Raw genomic sequence first — 20,276 nt, 5'->3', positions numbered from 1 at the left:
CGATTCGACTGCCGAACTAAAAGCGGTGACGGTTCTACAGTTAGACTGCCGCCAGAGGCGACTACGACGGATGCTGGTGGCGAATCCGCTCGGCGATTTGTCCGGGGACCGGCGTCCCGCAGTCCTTGCACTTCCACGTCGGATAGACCCCCGCCTGCTCTTTCGTGAGGTCTTGCTTGTATCGAAGCCTCGCTCCGCAGGTGCAGGTGTGCGTCGCCGGAGACATACGAGTGAGTATCTCGCGCACCGAAAAAAGCGGTTCGGCGGTTCGGCCCGGTCGGCGGGCGCTCGCCCGCCGACCGGGTCGAACCGCCGTTCGTGTCAACCGAAATCACTTTACTCGCGGCCGAAGACGATTCGGTATGTCGCTCCGAATCAGCCTCCGCACGCATATCGTGATAAGCTTCTTCGCGGCGCTACTCGGCGGGTACGTCGCGTCGAAACGCGACGATAGGGACCGACAGTACAAGAAGAACCTCTACGGAAAGATTGCGTCGATGGCCGGGACGATGGTCGGCTACCGACTCGCGAAGCGGTCCCGCGACGAGTAGTCCGAGGGCGAACGCGGCGACTCGACTACCGCTCGACGGTCGCACCGAGGTCGTACAGCACGTCGAAGAAGTTCGGAAACGACACGTCCACGTGTTCTGCGTCCGAAATCATCGTCGGTCCCGACCCCGCGAGCGCCGCCACCGCGAGCGACATCACGACTCGGTGGTCGCCCCGGCCGTCCACGACGCCGCCCTCCAGCGTGGACTCGTCGCCCCGAATCGTGAGGGTGTCTTGTGTCTCCTCGGTCTCCGCGCCGAGGTGACGGAGTTCCTCGGCCATCGCGCTCACCCGGTCGGTCTCCTTGTACCGGACGTGTTCGCAGTTGACGATTCGGGTCTCTCCGTCCGCGACAGCGCCGAGCGCCGCGATGGTCGGCAGGAGGTCGGGAGTGTCGCCCACGTCCACCTCGACGCCCGAGAGGTCGGACCTCTCGACCGTAATCACGCCGTCGTCGCGGTTCCAGTCCACGTCCGCGCCCATCCGGTCGAGGATGCCGACGATTTTCGAGTCGCCCTGCGCGCTCGGGTACGCGCCCCTGACGCGCACCGCGCCGTCGTCGCCTTCGTCTTCCGCGGCCGCGATTGCGCCCGCCGCGAGCAGGTACGAAATCGAGGAGAAGTCGCCGGGGACGTGGTACTCGCCGTCCTCGGGTTCGTAGAACTGACCGCCCTCGACGCGGTAGCTGTCGGCGGTCTTCTCGGTCTCGACGCCGAACTCGTCGAGGAGTTCGAGCGTGATATCGACGTACGGCGCGGACTTGAGTTCGGTTTCGAGTTCGATTTCGATGCCCTCGTCGGTGACCGCCCCGGCCATCAGCAGGGCCGAGACGAACTGCGAGGACACGTCGCCGGGCATCGACACCGACCCGCCCGAGAGCGGACCGCCGACGACGAGCGGGGCCTGCCCGTTGTTTCGCGTGCTCTCGGCGCGCCCGCCGAGGTCCTCGATGGCCGAGAGGAGCGGCCCGTGGGGTCGCGAGCGCAGGGAGCCATCGCCGGTCAGCACGGTCGCGCCGTCGGCGAGTGCGGCCGCCCCGGTCACGAGGCGCATCGTGGTCCCGCTGTTTCCGCAGTCGAGCACGTCGGCCGGGACCGCCGGGCGGCCGTCGAAGCCGTCCACGTCGAGGTGGTCGGACTCGCGGGTGACGTCCCCGCCGAAGGCTTCGACGGCTCGCATCGTCGCCTTGGTGTCGGCGCTCACGAGGGGGTCGTACACCAACGCGCCGCCGGAGTAGCCCGCGGCCAGAATCGCTCGGTGCGTGTAGCTCTTCGAGGAGGGCGCTCGCGCGACCCCCGAGAGCGTCGAGGGCGAAATCTCTACGTCCATACCCCGTCCGACGACCCGCCCCCGTATCAGGATACCGGAGGTGGCAGAGCTACCGAACCACGGTCACGGGCACGCTGGCCCGGCCCACGATGTCCTTGGCGGTGCTTCCGACCAGTCCCTCGTACTCCTCGGAGAGACCGCGGTGGCCGACGAAGATGGCGTCGAACGACTCTCGCTCGGCGTCGTCGGACCGCGTCCGACTGTTCGAAGAGCGACGCCCTTCGGCGTACTCGACCAGTTCGTCCACCGGTTCGCCGTACAGCATCCCGGTCTCGACTTCGACCCCGGTCTCCTCGCCGATTTCCTCGGCCTCGTCCAGAATTTCTTGGGCTTCGGTCTCGGCGTCCTCGATGTCCTCGGTCACGAACTCCTCGTCGGCCTCGGCGTAGCTCGTCGGCGGGTCGTCGCCGCCCGTGAAGTACTGCTCGGGGACGACCACCGTGACCGCGGCGACCGTCGCGCCGGTCGCCGCGGCCTGCTCGGCCGCGTAGCGCACGGCGTCCATGCTGGATTCGGAACCGTCCACCGCGACGAGATACTTCATGTCCGGAGCTACGACGCGCTCGGGGATTTGGATTGCGGCCGGCCCGTTCGGCGTCACCGTTTCGACCGACCCGGGGGCTTGTCGTGTTCGGCGCGGTGGTCGAGCATCGCCGCCTCCTGGCACGCCCGAATCCGGAGGTTCGACCGGGGTTTGGCGACGCAGGTCAGAATCAGGTTCGCCTCGGCGTCGGCCTCGTAGTACCGCCGGGCGTCCGACTGGTCCACCTCGCCTTCGAGCAGTTCGGCCGCGCAAGTGGTACACCACCCTTGCTGGCAGTCGGCGGGGAGCCAGACGCCCGCCTCGCGCGCGGCTGCGAGGACGTACTCCGAGTCGCCGACTTCGAGTTCGACCGTCGTTCCCGCCTCGTCCACGTCGCAGTCTTCGGGCACCTCGACGACGACTGTGTGGCTACTCACGCAATCGAATAGCGTCCAAAAACGAATGAGCGTGTCGGCCTTTGCGAGTGGCGTGTGAGCCTCGAAGGGCGACGATTCGGCGTCACGCCGAATCGTCGCCCGCCGAGACGCCTGCCACGCCAATTCGACGGTATCGACGCTACGCCGAGTCGTTGATGCGCCGGTTCGTGGAGTACGGCGCGTCGCCGGGTTCGCCCCGGACGAAGTGGCCTGCGGGATTGATTTCGCCGTCGCGCTCCATGCTGAGAAGTTCCACGAACCACGCCTCGTGTTCGATTTCCTCCTGCAGGATACGACTCGCCATGTCGTACGTTCGCGGGTCTTTGCCGTGGGTCATGTCGCAGATTTCGCTCCACGTCCGGATGGCACACCGCTCGGCCTCCAGCAGGACTTCGAGGATGCTCTCGGCGTCGAGGTCCGCGGGGTCGGGCGAACCCCCCTCCATCGGCACCGGCAGTTCCGCGTGCGGGCACGACGCCCGGTCCATGAAGTCGCCGATGTCGGCCGGGAGGCTTCCGCCGAGTTCGTACACCCTGGGCGCGACCAGTTCGAAGTGCGCCCTGTCTTCGAGACGGGCGTCCTCGGTAATCTCCTTGTAGTCCTCGTGGCCCGCGAGGTGCATCCGAAGATTCGTGTAGTAGTAGTACGTGCTGAACTCCGCACCGACAGCGTCGATGAGTCGCTCGCGGAGTTCCTCCGGGTCGAGTCCGCGTTCGCGGAGCGCCTCCATTCCCACGCGCTTGCTGGTGTCGCCCGGTTCGACGCTTCCTGAGCCGTGTCGTCGGTCGTCGTCTGCCATTGGTTCTCCCCCGTCCGAAGCACCACTTTCGAACCCTTAACTATTCTTCCCAAATTCGGAACGCGCGTTCTGAGTGGGAGAAGACCGTTCGTTGAATCGTCATGTCAGAGCGTTCGCCCGAGAGAATTAGACACGTCTAAACTTTGGGTTCGACAGAAGGAACTAAATACTTAGGAGGGACTACTACCGTGCAAGCATGACTCATTCGAAGGACTCCCCGATTACGGGGTGGTCGCGTCGGCGCGTCCTCGCGGCTGGCGGGGCCGCGCTCTCGGCCGGACTCGCTGGCTGTTCGGGCGTCGTCGGAAGCGGCTCGGGCGACGAAGGCGACTCGGGACCCAAGGCCGTCGCGTCGTTTTTCAGCTTCTACGACTTCGCGCGCAAGGTCGCGGACGGAACCCCAATCGAGGTCGAAAATCTCGTTCCCGCGGGCCTCCACGGCCACGGGTGGGAACCCGACGCGAGCGTCACCCGCGACATCATCGAAGCCGACGCGTTCGTCCACGTCGGCGAGGAGTTCCAGCCGTGGGCCGACCGCGCGATTCGGACGGTGGAAGACGACGACGCCGACACCGCGCTCGTGAACGTCCGCGAGGGCATCGACCTCATCGACATCCACGCGAGCGTCGGCGACGACGAGGCGGTCGGCGGCGGCAAGGACCCACACTTCTGGCTCGACCCCGAGCGCGCCAAGCAGTCGGTCGAGAATATCACCGAGGCGTTCGTGGACCTCCACCCCGACTCTGAGAGCCGTCTGCGCGAGAACGCCGACGCGTTCGCGGGCGTGCTGGACGATATCAACGCCGAGTACCAAGCCATCTTCGACGCCGCCGACCGGCGGGTCGTCCAGTTGGCCGCCCACAACGCCTTCCAGTACATCGGGGTGCGCTACGACGTCGAGATGCACCCCCTCGTCTTCAATCTCGCCGCGAGCGACGACGTGAAGCCCACCGACATGACGCGCGCGAAGGAACTGGTCGAGGAGAACGACATCCGGTACATCGGCGCGGCCGTCTTCGAGAGCCGTCGGCCCGCCGAGCAGATTCTGGCCGAGACGCCGGTCGAGGCGTACTTCCCGGTGACGCCGTTCGCGGGCGTCCGCAAGGAGTGGGTCGAACAGGAGTGGGGCTACACCGACATCGCGCGGAAAATCAACATGCCCACGTTCGAGGTCGTGCTCGGAAACAAGACGCCCGAGGAGGCCGACCACGAAGACTGGAGGAACTTCGAATGAACGTCGTAGAAACTCGGAACCTCACGTTCGGCTACACCGCGACCCCGGTAGTCGAGGACGTGAATCTCACCGTGGAGGCGGGCGAATTTCTCGGCATCGTCGGCCCGAACGGGTCGGGCAAGAGCACGCTGCTGAAACTCCTGCTCGGCCTGCTCGAACCCGATTCGGGCGAGGCGAGACTGTTCGGCGAACACGCCACCGCGTTCGACGACGGCGAGCGAATCGGCTACGTCGCCCAGAGCGTGACCACCGACACCTCCGAGATGCCCATCACGGTCCGCGAGGCCGTGCTGATGGGTCGATACCCCCACGTCGGCTTCGGGCGCATCACCGAGGACGACCGCCGGAAGGCGCGCGAGGCGCTCGAAACCGTCGGCATGAGCCACCTCGCCGACAGGCGCGTGGCGCGCCTGTCGGGCGGCCAGCGCCAGCGAACGTACATCGCGCGGGCGCTCGCCGCCGAGGCCGAACTTCTCGTGCTCGACGAACCCACGGTCGGCGTGGACGCCGAATCGGTCGCGGCCTTTTTCGAACTCCTCGCCGACCTCCACGAGTTCGGCCTGACCGTCCTCCTCATCGAACACGACGTTGGGACGGTGGTCGAGCGCGCTTCGACCGTCCTCTGCATGAACCGCGAGGTGCTGTTCCACGGCAGTCCCGACGACTTCGTGGAGAGTACCGCGCTCGCCGAAGCGTACGGCGCGACCCCGAAAATCATGGGGGTGAGCGAGTAGATGCTCGACGCGATTTCGGGCGTCGTCGCGGCGTGGCAGTCCCTGCTCGGATGGTTCGCCGCCGCGTTCGGCATCGAGATGCTCCAGTACGGCTTCATGCAGCGCGCGATTCTGGTGGGTCTCTGTATCGGCGTGATGGCTCCGCTCATCGGCACCTTCCTCGTCCACCGCCAGTTGGCGCTCATCGGCGACGCGCTCGCGCACACCGCGTTCGCGGGCGTGGCGGTGGGCCTGTTCGTCAACGCCGTCTTCGACACGGGCGTCTCGCCGTACCTCTCGGCGGTCGTCGTGGCCGCAATCGCGGCCCTGCTCATCGAGGTCATCTCCGAGAAGACCGACGTGTACAACGACGTGTCGATGGCTATCGTGCTCTCGACCGGGTTCGCGCTCGGCACGGTCCTCATCTCGATAAACGCGGGCGGACTCGCAGTCGGGGTGAATCAGTACCTCTTTGGCAACCTCGCGACCGTCTCGGTCGAGAACGCCTCGCTCCTGCTCGTCCTCTTCGCGCTCATCGTCGCGGTGGTCGCGGTCGCGTACAAGCAGTTGGTGTACGTCACCTTCGACGAGACCGCCGCGAAAGTCGCGGGCCTGAACGTCAAGTGGTACAACCGGATGACCGCGATGCTGACCGCGCTGGTGGTCGTCGGCGCGATGCAAATCATGGGCGTCATCCTCGTCGCCGCGATGCTGGTCGTCCCGGTCGCGGGCGCGGCACAGCTCGCCCGGAGCTTCCGGGGCGCGCTCCTCGCTTCTATCGTCCTCGCCGAACTCGCGGTCATCGTGGGCATCACGATGGCCTACGAGTTCGAAGCCACCGCCGGGGGCGTCATCGTCCTCGTCGCGGTCGCAATCTACGTCGGCGCGGTGCTAATCGGGAAGTTCCGAGAGCGACGGTCGGACGTGGTCTCGGTCGCGGAGAGCGGCCAAGACGAATCGACCGCGGACTGATTTTGGTGGTATCGCTCGGCGACCCGTGTGCGGTGTTTGAGTGGGGAATGAAAGGAGCCGCCGGGTCGCGTTCAGTTCGGTCGTCGTCGAAACGCGATTCTCTCGATAGCCGCTGGAACCCTCGGAGGCGGGAACTCACTCGAAGTGTCATCCAGAATGGTTTTAAGTCGCTTCGAAATATCGTGAGTAGTATGAGTCCCTCCCGAGACGCTCCCGCGCCCCTCCAAATACTGGCCAGATGCACTCCCGACAGCCACCGGTGGCGACGACTGCTCGCCGGGGCGGCGATGACCGCGAGCGCACTCACGATGTACGCCGCGTTCGCCGTCGCTTCCGGAGTGAAAAGCGGGACGGTCTACGACCTGCTCATATTGGTGTTTGGAATCCTCACGGTACTGCTTCCCGCTGTCGCGTCGGCGGCGTTGCTCGCCCCCGATTCGTGGACAGCGCGACCGAACGCGTCTCGCAACGAGAACGCGCTGGAGACGCTGAAACGGCGGTACGCGGCTGGCGAAATCAATCGCGAGGAGTTCGACCGACGGCTCGACGACCTGATTGTAGTCTCCGACAGCGCCCGCGAGCGCGCGAACGACGGTTCTCTCAGCACCCGGACGGCGCGCGAGACGGACTTCGACCCGGCGACTCGATAGTCAAAAAGTGCGGAGAGTCGCGACGACCCCGATACCACGGATACCGTACCGCGTTCCGCGCACGAAAAACATCGTGCGTCCCACGAGTCGCCCTACCTATCTCGCGTCACGACCTCGCCGGGGGTCGTCGTCGCGCCCGCCGAGAGTTTGACGCCCGCGTTGAGACTCGTATTGATAGCCGTCTTCGCGCCATCGCCGACGACGACGCCGAACTTCCGGCGACCCGTCGAGACGCGTTCGCCCTTCACGCTGAGTTTCACCGCCTCGCCGTCGTGGCGGAGGTTCGCCACGTTCGTTCCCGCGCCGAAGTTCACGTCGCGTCCGAGGACGCTGTCGCCGACGTAGCTCAGGTGCGCGACGTGCGTCCCACGCCCGAGAACGCTGTTTTTGGCTTCGACCGAGTGACCGATTTTGGCGTCTTCGCCGACGAGGGTCGCGCCGCGGACGTATGCGTTCGGGCCGACGCTCGCGCCCGCCCGGACGAGCGCGGGGCCCTCGACGACGACTCCGGCGTCGATTGTCGCGCCCTCCTCGACTACGACGCTCCCGCGCAAATCGGCCGACTCGTGGACCTCGCCGCGAACGTCGCGCTCCAATTCGGCGAGTTTCCACTCGTTGGCTTCGAGCAGTTCCCACGGACGCCCCACGTCGAGCCACCGGTCCATCTCGACGTAGCGCACGTCGTACTCGTCGATGACACGGGCGAGAACGTCGGTGATTTCGCGCTCGCCGCGCTCGCTCTCGGGCACGTCGAGCCACTCGCTCGCCGCCGCCGGAAAGGCGTAGGCTCCGGCGTTCGCGAGGTCGGTGGGCGGGTCGGCGGGCTTCTCCACGATGTCGGTGACGCGGCCGTCGGCGGCGCTCAGGACGCCGTAGTTCGAGGGGTTTTCGACCCGAATCGCGCCGATTCCGGGACCCCCGGCGAACAAGGCCGCGATGGCGTTCGGGTCGTAGAGATTGTCACCGTTGAGGACCGCGAAGTCTCCGTCGAGGTGCTCGCGCGCCGCCCGGACCGCGTCGGCGGTTCCGGCCTGCTCGGTCTGGACCGCGTAGCTGACGGGGACGCCCCCGTACTCCTCGCCGAAGTACTCGCGGACCGCGTCGGCTTCGTAGCCGACCACGAACACGAGTTCGTCGGCTCCGGCGTCCGCGGCGGCCTTCGCGGCATGGGCCGCGAGCGGCCGGTCTGCGACCGGGAGCATCGGTTTCGGGACGGCCCCCGACAGCGGCCGGATGCGAGTCCCCTCGCCAGCCGCGAGAATCACTGCGTTCATCGAACGGCGGTTCGTGTGCGACCCCTTTTATTCCACGGGGATTCGCGTCTCGGGCCCAGACCGAAGGGAGTGTATCGCCGTTCGAAGGGTAATAGATTAATATCCGCGCGTCGGATACAGGACGTACCTGCGAAACTATCTGCGGTCTCCACGAACTCACGAGCGACACGACCTACAACGAATGAACATCGATACATCCGACAGGAGGCAACTCGAAACGTGTTCGAACGTCCTCCTGCTGGCCCCGCTAACGCCGACGGGGACGCGCGCCTGCTTCGAACTGCTCGCGGCCACCACGCCGCCCGAGGAGGCGAACGTGGCGGCGGTGACGTACACGCCGCCGCCCGAGACGTGGATTTCCGACTGGCGAACCCACGTCGAGACCCTCCCGGCCGAACTCGCGTTCGTCCACGCGAATCAGGTCCAGACCGCGGGCGACGACGACCTCCCCGAGGGCGTGACCGTCGCCCGCGTGGACCCGAATCAGCCGATGGACATCATCGCGCCCCTGACCGAGCAACTGACCCGGTGGGAGGACAACGGGAATCGGTCCCTCGTGGCGGTCCAGACGCTCACCATCCTGCTCGAATACGTGGACTTCGACACCGCGTTCCGGTATCTCCACATCCTCACCCACCGGGTGGAGGCGGCCGGGGCCATCGGCTTCTACCACATGGACCCCGACATCCACGACGAGGAGACGGTCAACACGCTCAAGACGCTGTTCGACGCCGTCGTCGAGGTGGGAGACGACGGCGAGTCGTGGTCCGTGACCGAGACCTACGGCGACCGGAGCGCCACGAGCGACCACGTCCAGACCCACGACACCGACGTGAGCCTCCCCGACTCCGGCGACAGCCTGTTCTCGACCATCCGCGATTCGCTCTCGGGGCTGTTCTCCGGGAGCGAGACGACCGGACCATCGAGCGATTCGGCCGTCGAATCCGCGACCGGAAACGGAACCGGGGCCGAGCGCGACGGGTCCGCGGCGACCGGTGATTCGGGCGTCGGCGACCTCCCGGACGGCGCGATGCTGACCGACGAGGACCGAATCCGGGAGCTTCTGAGCCAGTACGGCGGCCGGATGAAGCAGGTGGACGTGACCGAGGAGACCGACTGGTCGAAATCGACCGTGAGCCGGAAGCTCTCGAAGATGGAGGAGAAGGGACTCATCACCCGCGTCCAGGTGGGTCGGGGCAACCTCGTCTTCCTGAGCGGCTACGAACCGGAAACGACCAAATCGCCGTTCGAAGGTGAGTCGAGCTAACCATGCGACGAACGCCTGTCCAGTGCGATGAACCGTCCCGGCGCGTCACCACACCGAATCCCACACAGCATGAGTGAGTCAACACAGACCGAGACCGACACCGAAGCGAGCGAGACCCCGACAGTCCTGATAGTCGACGACGAGAAGCCGATTACCGACGCGTACGCCAAGTGGCTAGAAGGCGAGTACGAGGTGCGAACCGCGTACAGCGGGTCGGAGGCGGTCGACCAACTCGACGCCGCGGTGGACGTCATCCTCCTCGACCGCCGGATGCCCGACCTCTCGGGCGAGGACGTGCTCGACGAGATTCACGCCCGGAAGCTGACCTGCCGGGTCGCGCTCGTCTCGGCGGTCGAACCCGACTTCGACATCCTCGAACTCGGGTTCGACGCCTACCTCGAAAAGCCGGTGTCGGACGCCGACGAACTCGTCGAGACGGTCGAGACGCTGCTGCGGCGCTCGACCTACGACGTCCAGATGCAGCGGTTCCTCGCGCTCGCCAACAAGAAAGCCGCGCTGGAGACGAAAAAGAGTCCGGAGGAACTCGAAGCCAGCGACGAGTACGCCTCGCTCCGGAGCGAACTCGCCGACCTCCGCGCTCGACTCTCGGACACCGCGACCAGACTCGACGACGACGACCTCCGGGTCGAGTTCCGCGACCGCACGGACTGAGGCTCGCCGAGACAGCGCGCGCGGACTGAAACTCCCCGCGACCGCGCGGACTCGGTCCGCGCGGTCGCGTTCGGCCGAAACGGGGTTCGTTCCTCGCCAGTGTGAAATTTTTTATCCCCGCAACGGATGGGAACAAGCATGCTATCCGAACGCACCCCGGCCCGTCTCGGACTCCTCGCCGCCGGATTCGGCGTCGTCGCGAACGTGCTCACCGGCGTCCTGTTGCTCGCGGTCCCGCGGTACGCCTTGAGCGGGGCGGCCATGCGAACGTATCTCGAAACGTGGTTCGACCCGATTTCGACCGTCGGGCAAGCGCTGACGTTCGTCGGCACACCGCTTCTCGCGGCGGCGTTCGGCTTCTACCTCGTTCGCTCGCGAGACGCGACGACCAAGGACGCTCTGACCGGGTTCGCGCCGAGCGGCGTCGTCTTCGCGGCGGTCGTGACGCTCGTGAACTGGGCCGTCTCCGCGCCGTCGCTTCGCCCCGAGACCGTCGAGTTCGCGATTCAGTTCGTCCGACTGGCGGGGCTGTTCCTCGGTGCGACGCTCCTCGGCGCACTCGTCGGCGAGACGGTCCGCGAACGCGCCGAGGCCTCAGCCGCAGAGTCTCCGCAGCCTCAGCACGAGCAGTAGTACTCCTGCGTCCCGAACTCGGTCTGGAGGAGTTGGTAGGCCGGGTCCGGGTCCGACGGCCGGTAGACGCCGGTCGTCAGATTCTGGCTCGATTCGAACGCGCCCGAGAGGAGCGCGCGCCACTCCGACCGGTCGAGCACGTCGGCGAACTCGCCGCCCCCGAGCAGATTCAGGTAGTCCGCGAGGTACACCCACTTCGCGTCCCGAATCTCGTCGGCCTTGTAGCGCTCGCCCACCGCGTCGGCGTAGGCCGCGAGCGGGAGGTTCGCGCCCGCTTGCACGGGCAGGGAAATCCACTTCCACGGCCGGGTGTTGATGTCGAGCAGGACGTACTCCTCGCGGTCGCCGTCGTAGACGAACTCGGCCTCGCTGATGCCATGGTAGCCGGTCTCTTCGAGAACTGCGAGCGCGTTCGCCTCGACCTGCGGGGCGTCCGCGCGCTGGACGACGCAGGAGGTGCCGTACCCGAGCGGGAACCGAACGCGGGCGTTGCCCACGAAACTCACGGCGTCGTCGGCACCCGATTCGGGGACGTACGAGGCGAGCGAGCAGTCCTCGCCCCGGACGGTCGGGACCTTCTCTTGGGCCATCACGCGAATCCCGGCGTCCGCGGCGTTCTCGACCACGTCGAGAAATTCGGCGCGGTCGGCGACCTCGATGACGTTGGTCCCCACCGCCTCCTCGAACTGGCGCTTGCGCCCGGGCTTGACGACGAACGGGAAGTCGAGCGAGTCGGCGGCCTTCTCGGCGGGAACGCTGTCGCGGGCCGAGTCGTCGGACTCGGCGCGCGGTCCGGACTCGCCGCCGGTACGCGCGGGGTCGGTCTCGGCGATGCGGTACGTCTCGGGGTACGGAACGCCCAGTTCCTCGGCGATGGCGTAGAGCGATTCCTTGTCGAGGACTGCGTTCACCGTCTCGCGGTCGGCGAACGGAAGGCGGACGCCCTCGGGCGCGGTCCGGGAGAAGGCGTGGACCCACTCGTCCATGCATCCGAACGCGACCGGTTCGTGGTCGAGTTCGGCCGCGAGGGCTTCCACGTCCTCGCGGAAGCCGTCCTCGTCGTCGAGCGGGAAGGTGACTCGTCCCGCGAAGTCCACCGCGTCGGAGTAGGGCGCGACCCCCTGTCCGTTTCGGTCGATGGCGATGACGGGCACGTCGCGGGTCTTGAGCGCGCGCGCCACGCTGAGTCCGGTGACGTGCGCGTTCGCGACGATTGCTGGCGGGCGGTCGAACGACGCGTCGGCGAGGGCATCGCGGAGTCCCTCGAACGAGCGAACGGTGTCGGCCATGCCTTCCGTTCTCGCCTCGCGGGCTAAAAGTCCGCTGAGTCGGCAATCGCCACCGGGGGCTACGACGCTCAACAGCCGAGTTCGAACTTCGAAAGAGTGTCTCCTTCACCCCGGCGCGCGCTGGCGCGAGTTCATCTCGCGCCGACTCCGTGCGAGGGATGAGCATCACAACGAGGAGCGAAGCGACGAGTGAGAAGCGCAGTCGGTTGGGGAGGATGTGGCCTGCGGTGGCGGTGCTGTGCGGTCTCCTATGTACCGGGAATAGCTAGCTTCGCTCTGCTTGCGGTCCGGTTTCGAGAATTTCGCTAGCTGCTGCCGGTACATATGAAGACCGCAACCGCACCGCACAGCACAGCACAGCACCGCGCCCCCGTTCCTCCCCGCGTGCGAGCGCACGAGGCGCTCGCGGCGCGTCCCGTGGTTTGTGACAATTCACGAAAGTATAGCAACCGTGACGATTCACAAAAACACGGCCCGCGAAAAGTCACGAAACGCCCGATTCTCTACGCCGGTGCCGGAATCCGGTCCACGATGGTCTCTTCGCCCACGACGAGGTTGTAGGCCTGCTCGTCGTCGTTCCACAGCACCAGCACCTGCTCGAACGCGAGCAGGTCGCCGTACTCGGCGGTCCGGAGGTCGGCGTTCAGCGCCGTCTCCGAGGTCAGCACCGCGAAGTGGTCGGTCTCCTCGCTCCCGTCGCCGACTCTGAAGACGGGGTTCCGGTCGCCCTCCGCGAGCGAGTGGCTGAGTTTCACCGCCACGAGGTCCACCCGGTTGGTGACGTGGCGCTCCATCTCGGCCATCTTCGCCGACCGGTCGGGGTCGGCCGCGAACTCGACCCGGCGCTTCCCGTCGCACCGGAGAGTCGAGTAGGCGTACTGCACGTCAACGTTGACGAACTCCCCCGTCGCGCCCGCCGGTTCGTCGAGTCGGCGCTGGAAGTCGGGCACCTCCAAGTCGGCCTTCACGTCGAACGACCACCCGCGGTCGGTCGGGCGCTCGCCCGGCCAGAGTCGGAGCGTCGGCGAGTAGACGGTGGCCGCGCCCGCCTCGTCCGCGACGGCGCGCTCGACTCGCCGGAGTCCGATTGCGGTCTCGCGGTCGGCGGGTTCGATAGCGAGGAGCGCGCCGTCGTCGGCGAGCGAATCGAGGTATCGCAGGACGACCGCCTCGGCGTCGTCGAGTTCGTTGAGAACGTTGGCGAACAGAATCAGGTCGTAGGCGGCCGAGTCCTCCTCGTCGCTGTCGGCGGCGGCGCTCGGTTCGAACGCCTCGGCCGTTTCTCGGAACACAGTCGGGTGAAAGTTCCGACCCGATTCCGAGACCATGCGCTCGAACACGTCGGCGGCGGCGCTCGGTTCGACCGCGTGGTACTCCACGAGCGCGTCGTCGGGGAGGTAGTCGTGGACCCCGAGCGCGGGACCGCCGACGCCCGCGCCCACGTCGAGAATCCGGAGTTTGCGGTCGAGCAGGCCCTTCTCCGCGAGTTCGTGGAGGACGTATTGGACGACCGCGTAGTTGTCCGGCAGGTGGTAAATCGCGTAGCCGAGCGCCGCGGTCTCGTCGTACTCGACCGGATTGTTCCGGAAGTAATCCTCCTTGAGTTTCCGAATCGTCTCGCGGAGTCGGTCGCCCGACTCGCCCCGGTGCCAGTCCGGGCCGAATCGCTCGGCGAGCAGGTCCGAGACCCGACTCGCGTACCGCTCGGGAAACGCCTCGACGCCCCGGAACGTCGGACGAATCGGCTCGTCCGAAACGGGTTCGAAGGTTCCGTCTTCGCGCTCCACGAGACCGAGCGAGACGGCTTCCTCTCGGAGAATCTGACGGACGACCGCGGAGTGAGGCTGGCCTTCGACGTACTCCGAGACCTCCTCGGGGTCGATTGGCCGGACGTTTCGGAGGTACTTGGCGTTCTCGCGGACGCGCTCGCGCTTCTCGGGATTCATGCGTCGTCCTCCGGATTCACGTTCGCTTCGCTAAACGCCTCGCCCGCCTCGCGATAGAGGTCCTCGAACGCCTCGGGGTCGCTCTCGGCCAGTCTCGTCGCGGCGTCGGCGACCGCCTCGGCCCCGTCGAACGTCTCGCGAATCTCGGCGTACACGCCGGGCGTGTTGCCCGTGACCTGTTCGACCAGTTCGCGCAGGTCCTCGAACACGGGCGTCGTCAGGCCGTCGGGAATCTCGTCGGCCGCGAGCGCGAACGCCAGAATCGCCGCGTGAGCGCCCGACTGGACCGTCTCCATCGCGGCGTCGTGTTCTTCGGGCGTCGTCTCCACGAGGTCGTTGCCCTGCTCGCGCAGGTCGTCGAGGATGCGGTCGGTGGTCGGTCCCGGCGCGTCTGAGACGACGGCAATATTCCCCGGCGAATTCGCCGCCGCGAACAGCGGGTGGAGGCTCACGCGCTCGCGGTCGGGCGCGCGCTCGGCCATCGCGGCCACGGGTCCCGCCATCGCGCCGGTCACGTCGAGTATCGCGGACTCGGCCTTCGGCGCGTGGTCGGCGATGGCGGATTCGGCGGCCGAAATCGGAACCGCGATGCACACCGCGTCGAATCGCTCGTCGGTCGAGAGCGAAACCGTCCGCGCGTCGGCGTCGCTCGCGGCCGCCCGCGCGACCGCGGGGTCGGCGTCGGCGAACGCCACCTCGGCGTCCACCGACCGGCCGACCCACCGGCCCATCTCGCCCGCCCCGACGACGAGTAGCTTCATCGGTACTCGGTTGTCACCGCGTTCTCAAAAGGGGTTCGCTCCTTCGTGATGCATGCGTCCGAGTGAGCGATTTGTTTGTGGGAGTCTTCGCCGAGTCTCTACGAACTGTAGATTTCACAGCGGAGGACGCCTCGAAAGCCCCCGCTCGGTCGCTTCGAAGCGTCGTAGAAAGACGAACCGCGAACAGCCAGAAAGCCCCCGCCCGGTCGCGGTCGCTCAGCGACATATCCTCCGCTCACTTCGTTCGCTCCGGATAGGGGTCGCTGAGACGACCAAGCCCTTCGGGCGCGACCGGGCGGCCCCTTTCATTCCCATCCCAATGGTTTGGTCACCTGTCGATTTCCCGGCGGCAGTGTCACCGGCCGTTTCCGGTGGTCCGTGTCACCGAGCGCGATTACCCGCCTCCGTCCCGAAGCCTCCGCCTCATCTCCATCTCACCGGCGGCACTCGCGGCGAGTTCGAACCCTGCGTTCCGATACAGTCGAACCGCCGGGCGGTTCGTTCGCTGGACCGACAGCCAGACGCGCTCGACGCCGACCGACGCGCCGTGCCCGAGCAGAGTTTCGAGGAGGTGCGTACCGACCCCGGCCCCGCGGTACTCGGGGTGGACGAACAGCGCGAGTTCGTGGCCCGGACCGCCCGCGAGCAGGACGCCGTGGCCGACCACCCGGTCGTCGTGGCACGCGAGGACTTCGACGCCGTCCCGGATTCTGTCGAGCCACCGACTCCGGCGGTCGGGGTCGGCGGGCGGGATTCCCTGCGCGCGGTCGGCGGTCTCGAAGTCGTCGTACATCGCGGCGAGCGCCGCGCGGTCGTCGCCGTCGTCGCCGCCGTCACGTCCGCCGAAAGCGACGGTCGAGTCGTCGGCTACACGCAGGCGAATCTCGCGATTTTCGCCGTCGGTAATCGTCCGCGGCGGCGTCGGAAGGCCGTCCGAGCGTTCGGCGTCGGAAGCGATTTCGCCGACCTCGGGGTCGGCGTCCGAACCGAGGTCGGCACTCATCGGCGACCGCCGCCTTGCAACCGGAGCGGATTCTCGGACGGGCGGTTCGAAAGCGCGCTGTACGCGGCGAGACGCGGTGGGCGTCGTCCCATCGTCCGGACCGATGGCGGTCTACCGCTTAAACATAATGGTCTTTCATGATAAAATCCCTTAAACGGCCTTAGTTTCTCACGCGTTCCACGGCGCGCTCGCGGGGTCCACGATTCGCTCCTCGTCTTCGATGGCGTCGATTCGCTCCACGTCCTCGTCGTCCAACTCGACCGCGAGACTCAGCCAGTTCTCCCGGAGGTGGTCGCGACTGCTGGCCTTCGGAATCGCGGTCACGCCCTTCTCGCGGAGCCACGCGAGACCGACCTGCGCGGGCGTGGCGTCGTGCTTCTCGGCGATTTCCCGTAGTTCGTCCACGTCGTCCACGTCGCCGCGAGCGATGGGCGAGTACGCCACCAGTTCCACGTCCACCTCGTCCTGGGCGCAGAACTGCTGGAGTTCGGTCTGCTGGAGCAGGGGGTGCATCTCGACCTGATTCGCGAAGATGGGTTCCTCGGCGACCTCGACGGCCTCCTCCAGCAGTTCGACCGTGAAGTTGCTCACGCCGATTTTCCTGATGGCGCCCTCCCGCCGGAGTTCCGCGAAGGCGTCGAGGGTGTCGGTCGCCTCGTACTCGCCGGTCGGCCAGTGGACGTACAGCATGTCCACGTAATCGAGGCCGAGTCGGTCGAGGCTCTCCTCGGCGTTCATGAGGACGTGGTCGTAGTCGAGGTTCTCCGGACTAATCTTGGTCGCCACGAACAGGTCCTCGCGGTCCACGTCCGACTCGGCGATGGCGTCGCCCACGGCGTCCTCGTTGTCGTACCCCTCCGCGGTGTCGATGTGCCGGTAGCCCATCTCGATGGCGGTCCGAACGCTCTCGACGCACGCGTCGTCGTCCATTTTGTACGTCCCGAGACCGAACATCGGCATCCCTCGCTTCGTGGGCGAGGTGACCGCCGCGACCTCGTCGTCTATCTCCTCGATTGGTTCGGCTTCGGTTTCCGTCTCAGCCTCGCGCTCCTCCTCGCCGGTCACGCTCCCCATCGAACTCGGTTGCTCGGTCGCGGAGTCGGCGGCGGTCTCGTCGCCCGCTTCGTTCGATTCGCCCGCTTCGCCCTCGCTGGATGCGAGCGATTTGAGTTTGGAAAGCGCCCCGCCGTCCGAGCGTCTACCGAGCAGAAAACCCACGGCAAACGCGATTCCGAAAGGGAGCGCGCGGGCCAGAAACCCGCCCCCACTTCCCGATTGCGTCTGCTGGTCTGCCTGCCGGTCGTCGGCCTGTGTCGCTCCTCTGAGCATACCTCGGATTCGACTGGCGCGCACTTCCCGGTTGTGGCGGGTCGAATGAACGTGTGGGCGTTTGTGTGTGTTGGAAGCTCCCATTCCCCAATCAAAACGGAAGCAAATCGAGGGCTAGCTACTCCCGGTACCTAGGAGAACCGCACAGCACCGCATTGCGATGCAATACGTTGTATTGCATTGCACCGCCACCGCAGGCCACACCCTCCCCAACCGATTGCGTTTCTCACTCGTCACTTCGCTCCTCGTTGCGATACTCATCCCTCGCACGCATGGGCGCGACACGAGGTCGCGCCAGCGCGCGCCGGGTGGACGGGTGGCTATCGAGAAGCAGTGGCCGACGAAAAACAGTGACCGTCAAGAAACAGTACCCGCCGAGAAAATCGTCGGGAGACCCTACTCCGCTTCGAGATGAATCGGGTAGTCGGTCAGATTCTCGTAGCCGTCCTCGGTCACGACCACCAGATCCTCGATGCGAATCCCGCCGAACTCCGGGTCGTAGAGGCCGGGTTCGATGGTGACGACGTGGCCGGGCTTGAGTTCGCCGCCGTCGGGGGCGACTCGCGGGAGTTCGTGCACGTCGAGTCCGATACCGTGGCCCGTGCTGTGGATGAACCCCGTCTCGGCCGACGGGTCGCTCCGAAGGGTGTCGTACCCCTTCTCCTCGTACACGTCACAGACCGCGTCGTGGACCTCCTTGCCGGTCGCACCGGGTTCGAGCGCGTCGAGCGCCGCCTCAAAGGCTTCGTAGGTGTCGTCGTACCGGCGTTGAACTTCGTCGCTCGCCTCGCCCACCACGAACGTCCGGGTCATGTCGCCGTTGTACTTGGTCGCCTTGCTCTGCGGGAAGATGTCGATGACGACGGGCGAACCGACTTCGAGCGGGCCGCTTCCGCGGTTGTGCGGGTCCGCGCCGTCCGCGCCCGAGGCGACGATGGTCTCGTCGAGCGCACACCCGTGACGCAAGAGCGTGAGTTCGATTTCCTCCGTGACGCGCTCGCTCGTCAGTTTCTCGCCGTCGAGGTAGAGCAGGCCGTCGCTGACCGTGGCCGCGGCCAGCAGGTCCTCGGCGGCGGCCATCGCGGCCTCGTTGGCCTGCTGGGCCTCGCGGATGTGGTCGATTTCCGCGTCCGACTTGACCGACCGAATCTCGGTCACCACGTCGCCGTCCAGCACTTCGACCGGGACGCCCTGTTCGCGCAGGCCGTCGGCGGTGCCGAGCGGGAATCGCTCGGGCACCGCGACCGACTCGACGCCCCGGTCGGCGAGGAATCGGGCGACAACGCGGTGGTTCGCGCCGACGCGGCCGTGTTCGGCGACCAACTCCGGGAAGCCGTAGTCGGCGAGGCGGGCGACTTCGTCGGCGCGACTCTCCTTCTTCGCCCGGCCGTACTCCAGTCCGGAGACGAGCAGGGCGATTCCGTCGGGCGTGTAGAGGGTCACGAAGGGGTCGGGCGCGTCGAACCCCGAGAGGTATCGCTGGTCGGAGTCCTCGGAGTCCGAATCGAGGAGGTAGCCATCGGCACCGGCGTCGGCGAGCGCGTCCGCGAGGGTCGAGAGGTCTGGTTCCATACGAATCGACACTCACCCGAGCGCCAAAACCGTGGGGGATTCGGGGCGGGTCTCGCCGGGGTCACATCCCGTCGGAAGCGCCGTCCGTCGAATCGCGTGACATGATGACGCCGCTGACCAGCATCAGGACCGCGAGTGCGACCATCCCGGCGTCCCACCCCATTCCGGCGGATATGGTGCTTTCGCCCATTCCGGGGTTCATCTGGGAATCCATTCCCATCCTCCCGTCGCCCACCATACCGGTCCCGAAAAGCGCCTGATTCGCGAGCATGAGTATCGCGTAGGCGACCATGAGCGGGCCGCTCGCGTCGCCGAGTCGGGCGGCGGCGTCGGTCAGGAGCACCGCGCCGTGAGCCACGACGACGACTCCGAGGACGGCCATCAGCCACCCGCCGGTCGTCATCCGCGAGGCCATCGACGCGCTCCACAGCGAGTAGATGCCCGAGGTGAACGCGATTGCCGCGCCGTACAGTCGCGTGTTCGAAATCATACAGAGTGTACGCACTACTCGACAAAGAGATTCCCGAAACCCCGGAAAACGGCCGATTCGGAACGTTCTTGTCGCAGGCGTGTCACGACAGCGATATGGCCGAATCCGAATCCCCTCGAACCGCCCTCCACGTCGCGCTCGGCGTCCTCGCCGTGGTCGTCGTGCTGTACAGCGTCCTCATCGCTGGGCGTCCGCTGTTGGGCGTGAGCGTCGTCCTCGGGATATTCGGGGCGTACCTCGCGTGGCGACTGTTCGGTCTCGCGGTGCGATTCGTCGCCGCCTTCGAGCGAATCGCGGACGCGATGGAAGCGCGCGAAGGAGATTCGCGGTCACGTGACAGGGGTCTGTAGTCACGCGAGGTGATTCGTAGTCGCCGACGGCGACTACGAATCACCGTCGAGGCGCGACCCGAGCACTTCGAGACCTCCGGAGACGAGACCCACTCCGGCGACGACGCCGCCGCCGAGGAAGACGAACGTTCGCGAGTCGTCGCCGCAACTGCCGACGCCCGCCGATTGAACGCGGTACTGTTCGCCCTCGTACGCCACGACCGCATCCCTGAGTTCACCATCGTAGACATCGGAAGAAACCGTCGCCGAATCGGTCGAGACCGCGGTCTCGACCGACTCGGCGGCATCTCGGGAGAGGTCCGAGAACGCCACCGTCGCGGGGTCGTCGGTCGCCTTCGCGGTTAGCGAGTGGCCGGGCGTGCAGTCGTCGGACGGCATCACCTGCGCGTACCCCATCAGACCGAGACCGACGAGGAGGAGGGCCACGGCCGCGACGAAGACCGGTTTCATGGCAGAACAGTTCGTTCCCCGACAGTTGTAGCTT

The 20,276-nt window shown here is 66.7% G+C and carries 23 protein-coding genes; 9 read left to right on the top strand and 14 right to left on the bottom strand.

Annotated features, from left to right (window positions below):
* Nucleotides 1-61: 61 nt before the first annotated feature.
* Entirely contained in the window at nucleotides 62-226 is a 165-nt protein-coding gene (locus EKH81_RS19440; RefSeq protein ID WP_202935186.1) for a hypothetical protein, read from the bottom strand.
* A 136-nt stretch (nucleotides 227-362) separates the two neighbouring features.
* On the opposite strand from EKH81_RS19440, the gene EKH81_RS17330 reads away from it, so the two are divergent.
* Nucleotides 363-551, top strand: a complete 189-nt coding sequence (locus tag EKH81_RS17330) for a hypothetical protein (protein WP_132060745.1) — start codon at nucleotides 363-365, stop codon at nucleotides 549-551.
* A gap of 25 nt (nucleotides 552-576) precedes the next feature.
* Here the strand turns inward: EKH81_RS17330 and aroA are convergent, their stop codons facing one another.
* From aroA to dps, 4 genes are all read right to left on the bottom strand, one after another.
* Entirely contained in the window at nucleotides 577-1,878 is a 1,302-nt protein-coding gene (gene aroA, locus EKH81_RS17325; protein ID WP_132060743.1) for a 3-phosphoshikimate 1-carboxyvinyltransferase, read from the bottom strand.
* Nucleotides 1,879-1,927: 49 nt separating this feature from the next.
* A complete protein-coding gene (locus EKH81_RS17320) occupies nucleotides 1,928-2,422 on the bottom strand; it encodes a universal stress protein (protein WP_132060741.1) in 495 nt (164 codons plus the stop codon).
* A 53-nt stretch (nucleotides 2,423-2,475) separates the two neighbouring features.
* Nucleotides 2,476-2,838 (bottom strand): 2Fe-2S iron-sulfur cluster-binding protein, encoded by a 363-nt coding sequence (locus EKH81_RS17315; protein WP_132060739.1) that lies wholly within the window; start codon nucleotides 2,836-2,838, stop codon nucleotides 2,476-2,478.
* Nucleotides 2,839-2,977: 139 nt separating this feature from the next.
* Nucleotides 2,978-3,637: a DNA protection during starvation protein gene (gene dps / locus EKH81_RS17310; RefSeq protein ID WP_132060737.1), complete on the bottom strand. Its 660-nt coding sequence runs from the start codon at nucleotides 3,635-3,637 to the stop codon at nucleotides 2,978-2,980.
* A gap of 196 nt (nucleotides 3,638-3,833) precedes the next feature.
* Between dps and EKH81_RS17305 the strand changes: the two genes are divergently transcribed.
* The 4 genes from EKH81_RS17305 (at nucleotide 3,834) to EKH81_RS17290 (ending at nucleotide 7,206) form a co-directional block, all read left to right on the top strand.
* Entirely contained in the window at nucleotides 3,834-4,871 is a 1,038-nt protein-coding gene (locus tag EKH81_RS17305; protein ID WP_132060735.1) for a metal ABC transporter substrate-binding protein, read from the top strand.
* On the top strand, nucleotides 4,868-5,605 hold the full coding sequence (locus tag EKH81_RS17300; protein WP_132060733.1) for a metal ABC transporter ATP-binding protein: 738 nt from the start codon (nucleotides 4,868-4,870) through the stop codon (nucleotides 5,603-5,605). The genes EKH81_RS17305 and EKH81_RS17300 overlap by 4 nt, the downstream gene beginning before the upstream one ends.
* Complete coding sequence (locus EKH81_RS17295) at nucleotides 5,606-6,556, top strand: metal ABC transporter permease (protein ID WP_132060731.1); 951 nt, start codon at nucleotides 5,606-5,608, stop codon at nucleotides 6,554-6,556.
* A gap of 191 nt (nucleotides 6,557-6,747) precedes the next feature.
* Nucleotides 6,748-7,206 (top strand): SHOCT domain-containing protein, encoded by a 459-nt coding sequence (locus tag EKH81_RS17290; RefSeq protein WP_162224666.1) that lies wholly within the window; start codon nucleotides 6,748-6,750, stop codon nucleotides 7,204-7,206.
* Nucleotides 7,207-7,298: 92 nt separating this feature from the next.
* Here the strand turns inward: EKH81_RS17290 and glmU are convergent, their stop codons facing one another.
* On the bottom strand, nucleotides 7,299-8,480 hold the full coding sequence (glmU, locus tag EKH81_RS17285; protein ID WP_132060727.1) for a bifunctional sugar-1-phosphate nucleotidylyltransferase/acetyltransferase: 1,182 nt from the start codon (nucleotides 8,478-8,480) through the stop codon (nucleotides 7,299-7,301).
* Between the two features lie 181 nt (nucleotides 8,481-8,661).
* Between glmU and EKH81_RS17280 the strand changes: the two genes are divergently transcribed.
* From EKH81_RS17280 to EKH81_RS17270, 3 genes are all read left to right on the top strand, one after another.
* Nucleotides 8,662-9,747 carry a helix-turn-helix transcriptional regulator gene (locus tag EKH81_RS17280; RefSeq protein ID WP_132060725.1) on the top strand — a complete coding sequence of 362 codons (1,086 nt, stop codon included), beginning with the start codon at nucleotides 8,662-8,664 and terminating at the stop codon, nucleotides 9,745-9,747.
* A 69-nt stretch (nucleotides 9,748-9,816) separates the two neighbouring features.
* Nucleotides 9,817-10,419, top strand: a complete 603-nt coding sequence (locus EKH81_RS17275; RefSeq protein WP_132060723.1) for a HalX domain-containing protein — start codon at nucleotides 9,817-9,819, stop codon at nucleotides 10,417-10,419.
* A 138-nt stretch (nucleotides 10,420-10,557) separates the two neighbouring features.
* The gene (locus EKH81_RS17270) at nucleotides 10,558-11,052 is read left to right on the top strand and encodes a hypothetical protein (protein ID WP_132060721.1); all 495 of its coding nucleotides are present in this window, start codon (nucleotides 10,558-10,560) and stop codon (nucleotides 11,050-11,052) included.
* On the opposite strand, the gene EKH81_RS17265 is transcribed toward EKH81_RS17270, so the two are convergent.
* From EKH81_RS17265 to EKH81_RS17235, 7 genes are all read right to left on the bottom strand, one after another.
* Nucleotides 11,037-12,341, bottom strand: a complete 1,305-nt coding sequence (locus EKH81_RS17265; protein ID WP_132060719.1) for a carboxylate--amine ligase — start codon at nucleotides 12,339-12,341, stop codon at nucleotides 11,037-11,039. The two genes, EKH81_RS17270 and EKH81_RS17265, sit on opposite strands and share 16 nt — an antisense overlap.
* A gap of 503 nt (nucleotides 12,342-12,844) precedes the next feature.
* Complete coding sequence (locus EKH81_RS17260; protein WP_132060717.1) at nucleotides 12,845-14,287, bottom strand: small ribosomal subunit Rsm22 family protein; 1,443 nt, start codon at nucleotides 14,285-14,287, stop codon at nucleotides 12,845-12,847.
* Nucleotides 14,284-15,048 (bottom strand): prephenate dehydrogenase/arogenate dehydrogenase family protein, encoded by a 765-nt coding sequence (locus EKH81_RS17255; RefSeq protein ID WP_132060715.1) that lies wholly within the window; start codon nucleotides 15,046-15,048, stop codon nucleotides 14,284-14,286. The genes EKH81_RS17260 and EKH81_RS17255 overlap by 4 nt, the downstream gene beginning before the upstream one ends.
* A gap of 394 nt (nucleotides 15,049-15,442) precedes the next feature.
* Complete coding sequence (locus tag EKH81_RS17250; protein ID WP_132060713.1) at nucleotides 15,443-16,051, bottom strand: GNAT family N-acetyltransferase; 609 nt, start codon at nucleotides 16,049-16,051, stop codon at nucleotides 15,443-15,445.
* Nucleotides 16,052-16,219: 168 nt separating this feature from the next.
* Complete coding sequence (locus tag EKH81_RS17245) at nucleotides 16,220-17,011, bottom strand: aldo/keto reductase (protein WP_202935190.1); 792 nt, start codon at nucleotides 17,009-17,011, stop codon at nucleotides 16,220-16,222.
* 765 nt (nucleotides 17,012-17,776) lie between these two features.
* A complete protein-coding gene (locus tag EKH81_RS17240; protein WP_132060711.1) occupies nucleotides 17,777-18,952 on the bottom strand; it encodes a M24 family metallopeptidase in 1,176 nt (391 codons plus the stop codon).
* Nucleotides 18,953-19,013: 61 nt separating this feature from the next.
* Nucleotides 19,014-19,442: a hypothetical protein gene (locus EKH81_RS17235; RefSeq protein ID WP_132060709.1), complete on the bottom strand. Its 429-nt coding sequence runs from the start codon at nucleotides 19,440-19,442 to the stop codon at nucleotides 19,014-19,016.
* Between the two features lie 95 nt (nucleotides 19,443-19,537).
* On the opposite strand from EKH81_RS17235, the gene EKH81_RS17230 reads away from it, so the two are divergent.
* Nucleotides 19,538-19,792, top strand: a complete 255-nt coding sequence (locus EKH81_RS17230) for a DUF8066 domain-containing protein (protein ID WP_132060707.1) — start codon at nucleotides 19,538-19,540, stop codon at nucleotides 19,790-19,792.
* 33 nt (nucleotides 19,793-19,825) lie between these two features.
* On the opposite strand, the gene EKH81_RS17225 is transcribed toward EKH81_RS17230, so the two are convergent.
* A complete protein-coding gene (locus tag EKH81_RS17225; protein ID WP_132060705.1) occupies nucleotides 19,826-20,242 on the bottom strand; it encodes a hypothetical protein in 417 nt (138 codons plus the stop codon).
* Nucleotides 20,243-20,276 lie beyond the last annotated feature (34 nt).

It is taken from the genome of Halorussus amylolyticus (assembly GCF_004143485.2).
GTDB classification, from domain to species: domain Archaea; phylum Halobacteriota; class Halobacteria; order Halobacteriales; family Haladaptataceae; genus Halorussus; species Halorussus amylolyticus.
Note: the sequence above shows the minus strand (reverse complement) of the source record. Positions and strands in the feature narration are given on the sequence as shown.

Excerpts from the sequence above, each read along its gene's own strand:
- EKH81_RS17280 (WP_132060725.1), top strand. The coding sequence starts at position 8,662 with ATGAACATCGATACATCCGACAGGAGGCAACTCGAAACGTGTTCGAAC.
- EKH81_RS17305 (WP_132060735.1), top strand. The coding sequence starts at position 3,834 with ATGACTCATTCGAAGGACTCCCCGATTACGGGGTGGTCGCGTCGGCGC.
- EKH81_RS17330 (WP_132060745.1), top strand. The coding sequence starts at position 363 with ATGTCGCTCCGAATCAGCCTCCGCACGCATATCGTGATAAGCTTCTTC.
- dps (WP_132060737.1), bottom strand. The coding sequence starts at position 3,637 with ATGGCAGACGACGACCGACGACACGGCTCAGGAAGCGTCGAACCGGGC.
- EKH81_RS17270 (WP_132060721.1), top strand. The coding sequence starts at position 10,558 with ATGCTATCCGAACGCACCCCGGCCCGTCTCGGACTCCTCGCCGCCGGA.
- EKH81_RS17245 (WP_202935190.1), bottom strand. The coding sequence starts at position 17,011 with ATGCCGATGTTCGGTCTCGGGACGTACAAAATGGACGACGACGCGTGC.
- EKH81_RS17255 (WP_132060715.1), bottom strand. The coding sequence starts at position 15,048 with ATGAAGCTACTCGTCGTCGGGGCGGGCGAGATGGGCCGGTGGGTCGGC.
- EKH81_RS17275 (WP_132060723.1), top strand. The coding sequence starts at position 9,817 with ATGAGTGAGTCAACACAGACCGAGACCGACACCGAAGCGAGCGAGACC.
- EKH81_RS17225 (WP_132060705.1), bottom strand. The coding sequence starts at position 20,242 with ATGAAACCGGTCTTCGTCGCGGCCGTGGCCCTCCTCCTCGTCGGTCTC.
- EKH81_RS17230 (WP_132060707.1), top strand. The coding sequence starts at position 19,538 with ATGGCCGAATCCGAATCCCCTCGAACCGCCCTCCACGTCGCGCTCGGC.
- EKH81_RS17260 (WP_132060717.1), bottom strand. The coding sequence starts at position 14,287 with ATGAATCCCGAGAAGCGCGAGCGCGTCCGCGAGAACGCCAAGTACCTC.
- EKH81_RS17295 (WP_132060731.1), top strand. The coding sequence starts at position 5,606 with ATGCTCGACGCGATTTCGGGCGTCGTCGCGGCGTGGCAGTCCCTGCTC.
- aroA (WP_132060743.1), bottom strand. The coding sequence starts at position 1,878 with ATGGACGTAGAGATTTCGCCCTCGACGCTCTCGGGGGTCGCGCGAGCG.
- EKH81_RS19440 (WP_202935186.1), bottom strand. The coding sequence starts at position 226 with ATGTCTCCGGCGACGCACACCTGCACCTGCGGAGCGAGGCTTCGATAC.
- EKH81_RS17235 (WP_132060709.1), bottom strand. The coding sequence starts at position 19,442 with ATGATTTCGAACACGCGACTGTACGGCGCGGCAATCGCGTTCACCTCG.
- EKH81_RS17265 (WP_132060719.1), bottom strand. The coding sequence starts at position 12,341 with ATGGCCGACACCGTTCGCTCGTTCGAGGGACTCCGCGATGCCCTCGCC.
- glmU (WP_132060727.1), bottom strand. The coding sequence starts at position 8,480 with ATGAACGCAGTGATTCTCGCGGCTGGCGAGGGGACTCGCATCCGGCCG.
- EKH81_RS17240 (WP_132060711.1), bottom strand. The coding sequence starts at position 18,952 with ATGGAACCAGACCTCTCGACCCTCGCGGACGCGCTCGCCGACGCCGGT.
- EKH81_RS17320 (WP_132060741.1), bottom strand. The coding sequence starts at position 2,422 with ATGAAGTATCTCGTCGCGGTGGACGGTTCCGAATCCAGCATGGACGCC.
- EKH81_RS17290 (WP_162224666.1), top strand. The coding sequence starts at position 6,748 with ATGAGTCCCTCCCGAGACGCTCCCGCGCCCCTCCAAATACTGGCCAGA.
- EKH81_RS17250 (WP_132060713.1), bottom strand. The coding sequence starts at position 16,051 with ATGAGTGCCGACCTCGGTTCGGACGCCGACCCCGAGGTCGGCGAAATC.
- EKH81_RS17300 (WP_132060733.1), top strand. The coding sequence starts at position 4,868 with ATGAACGTCGTAGAAACTCGGAACCTCACGTTCGGCTACACCGCGACC.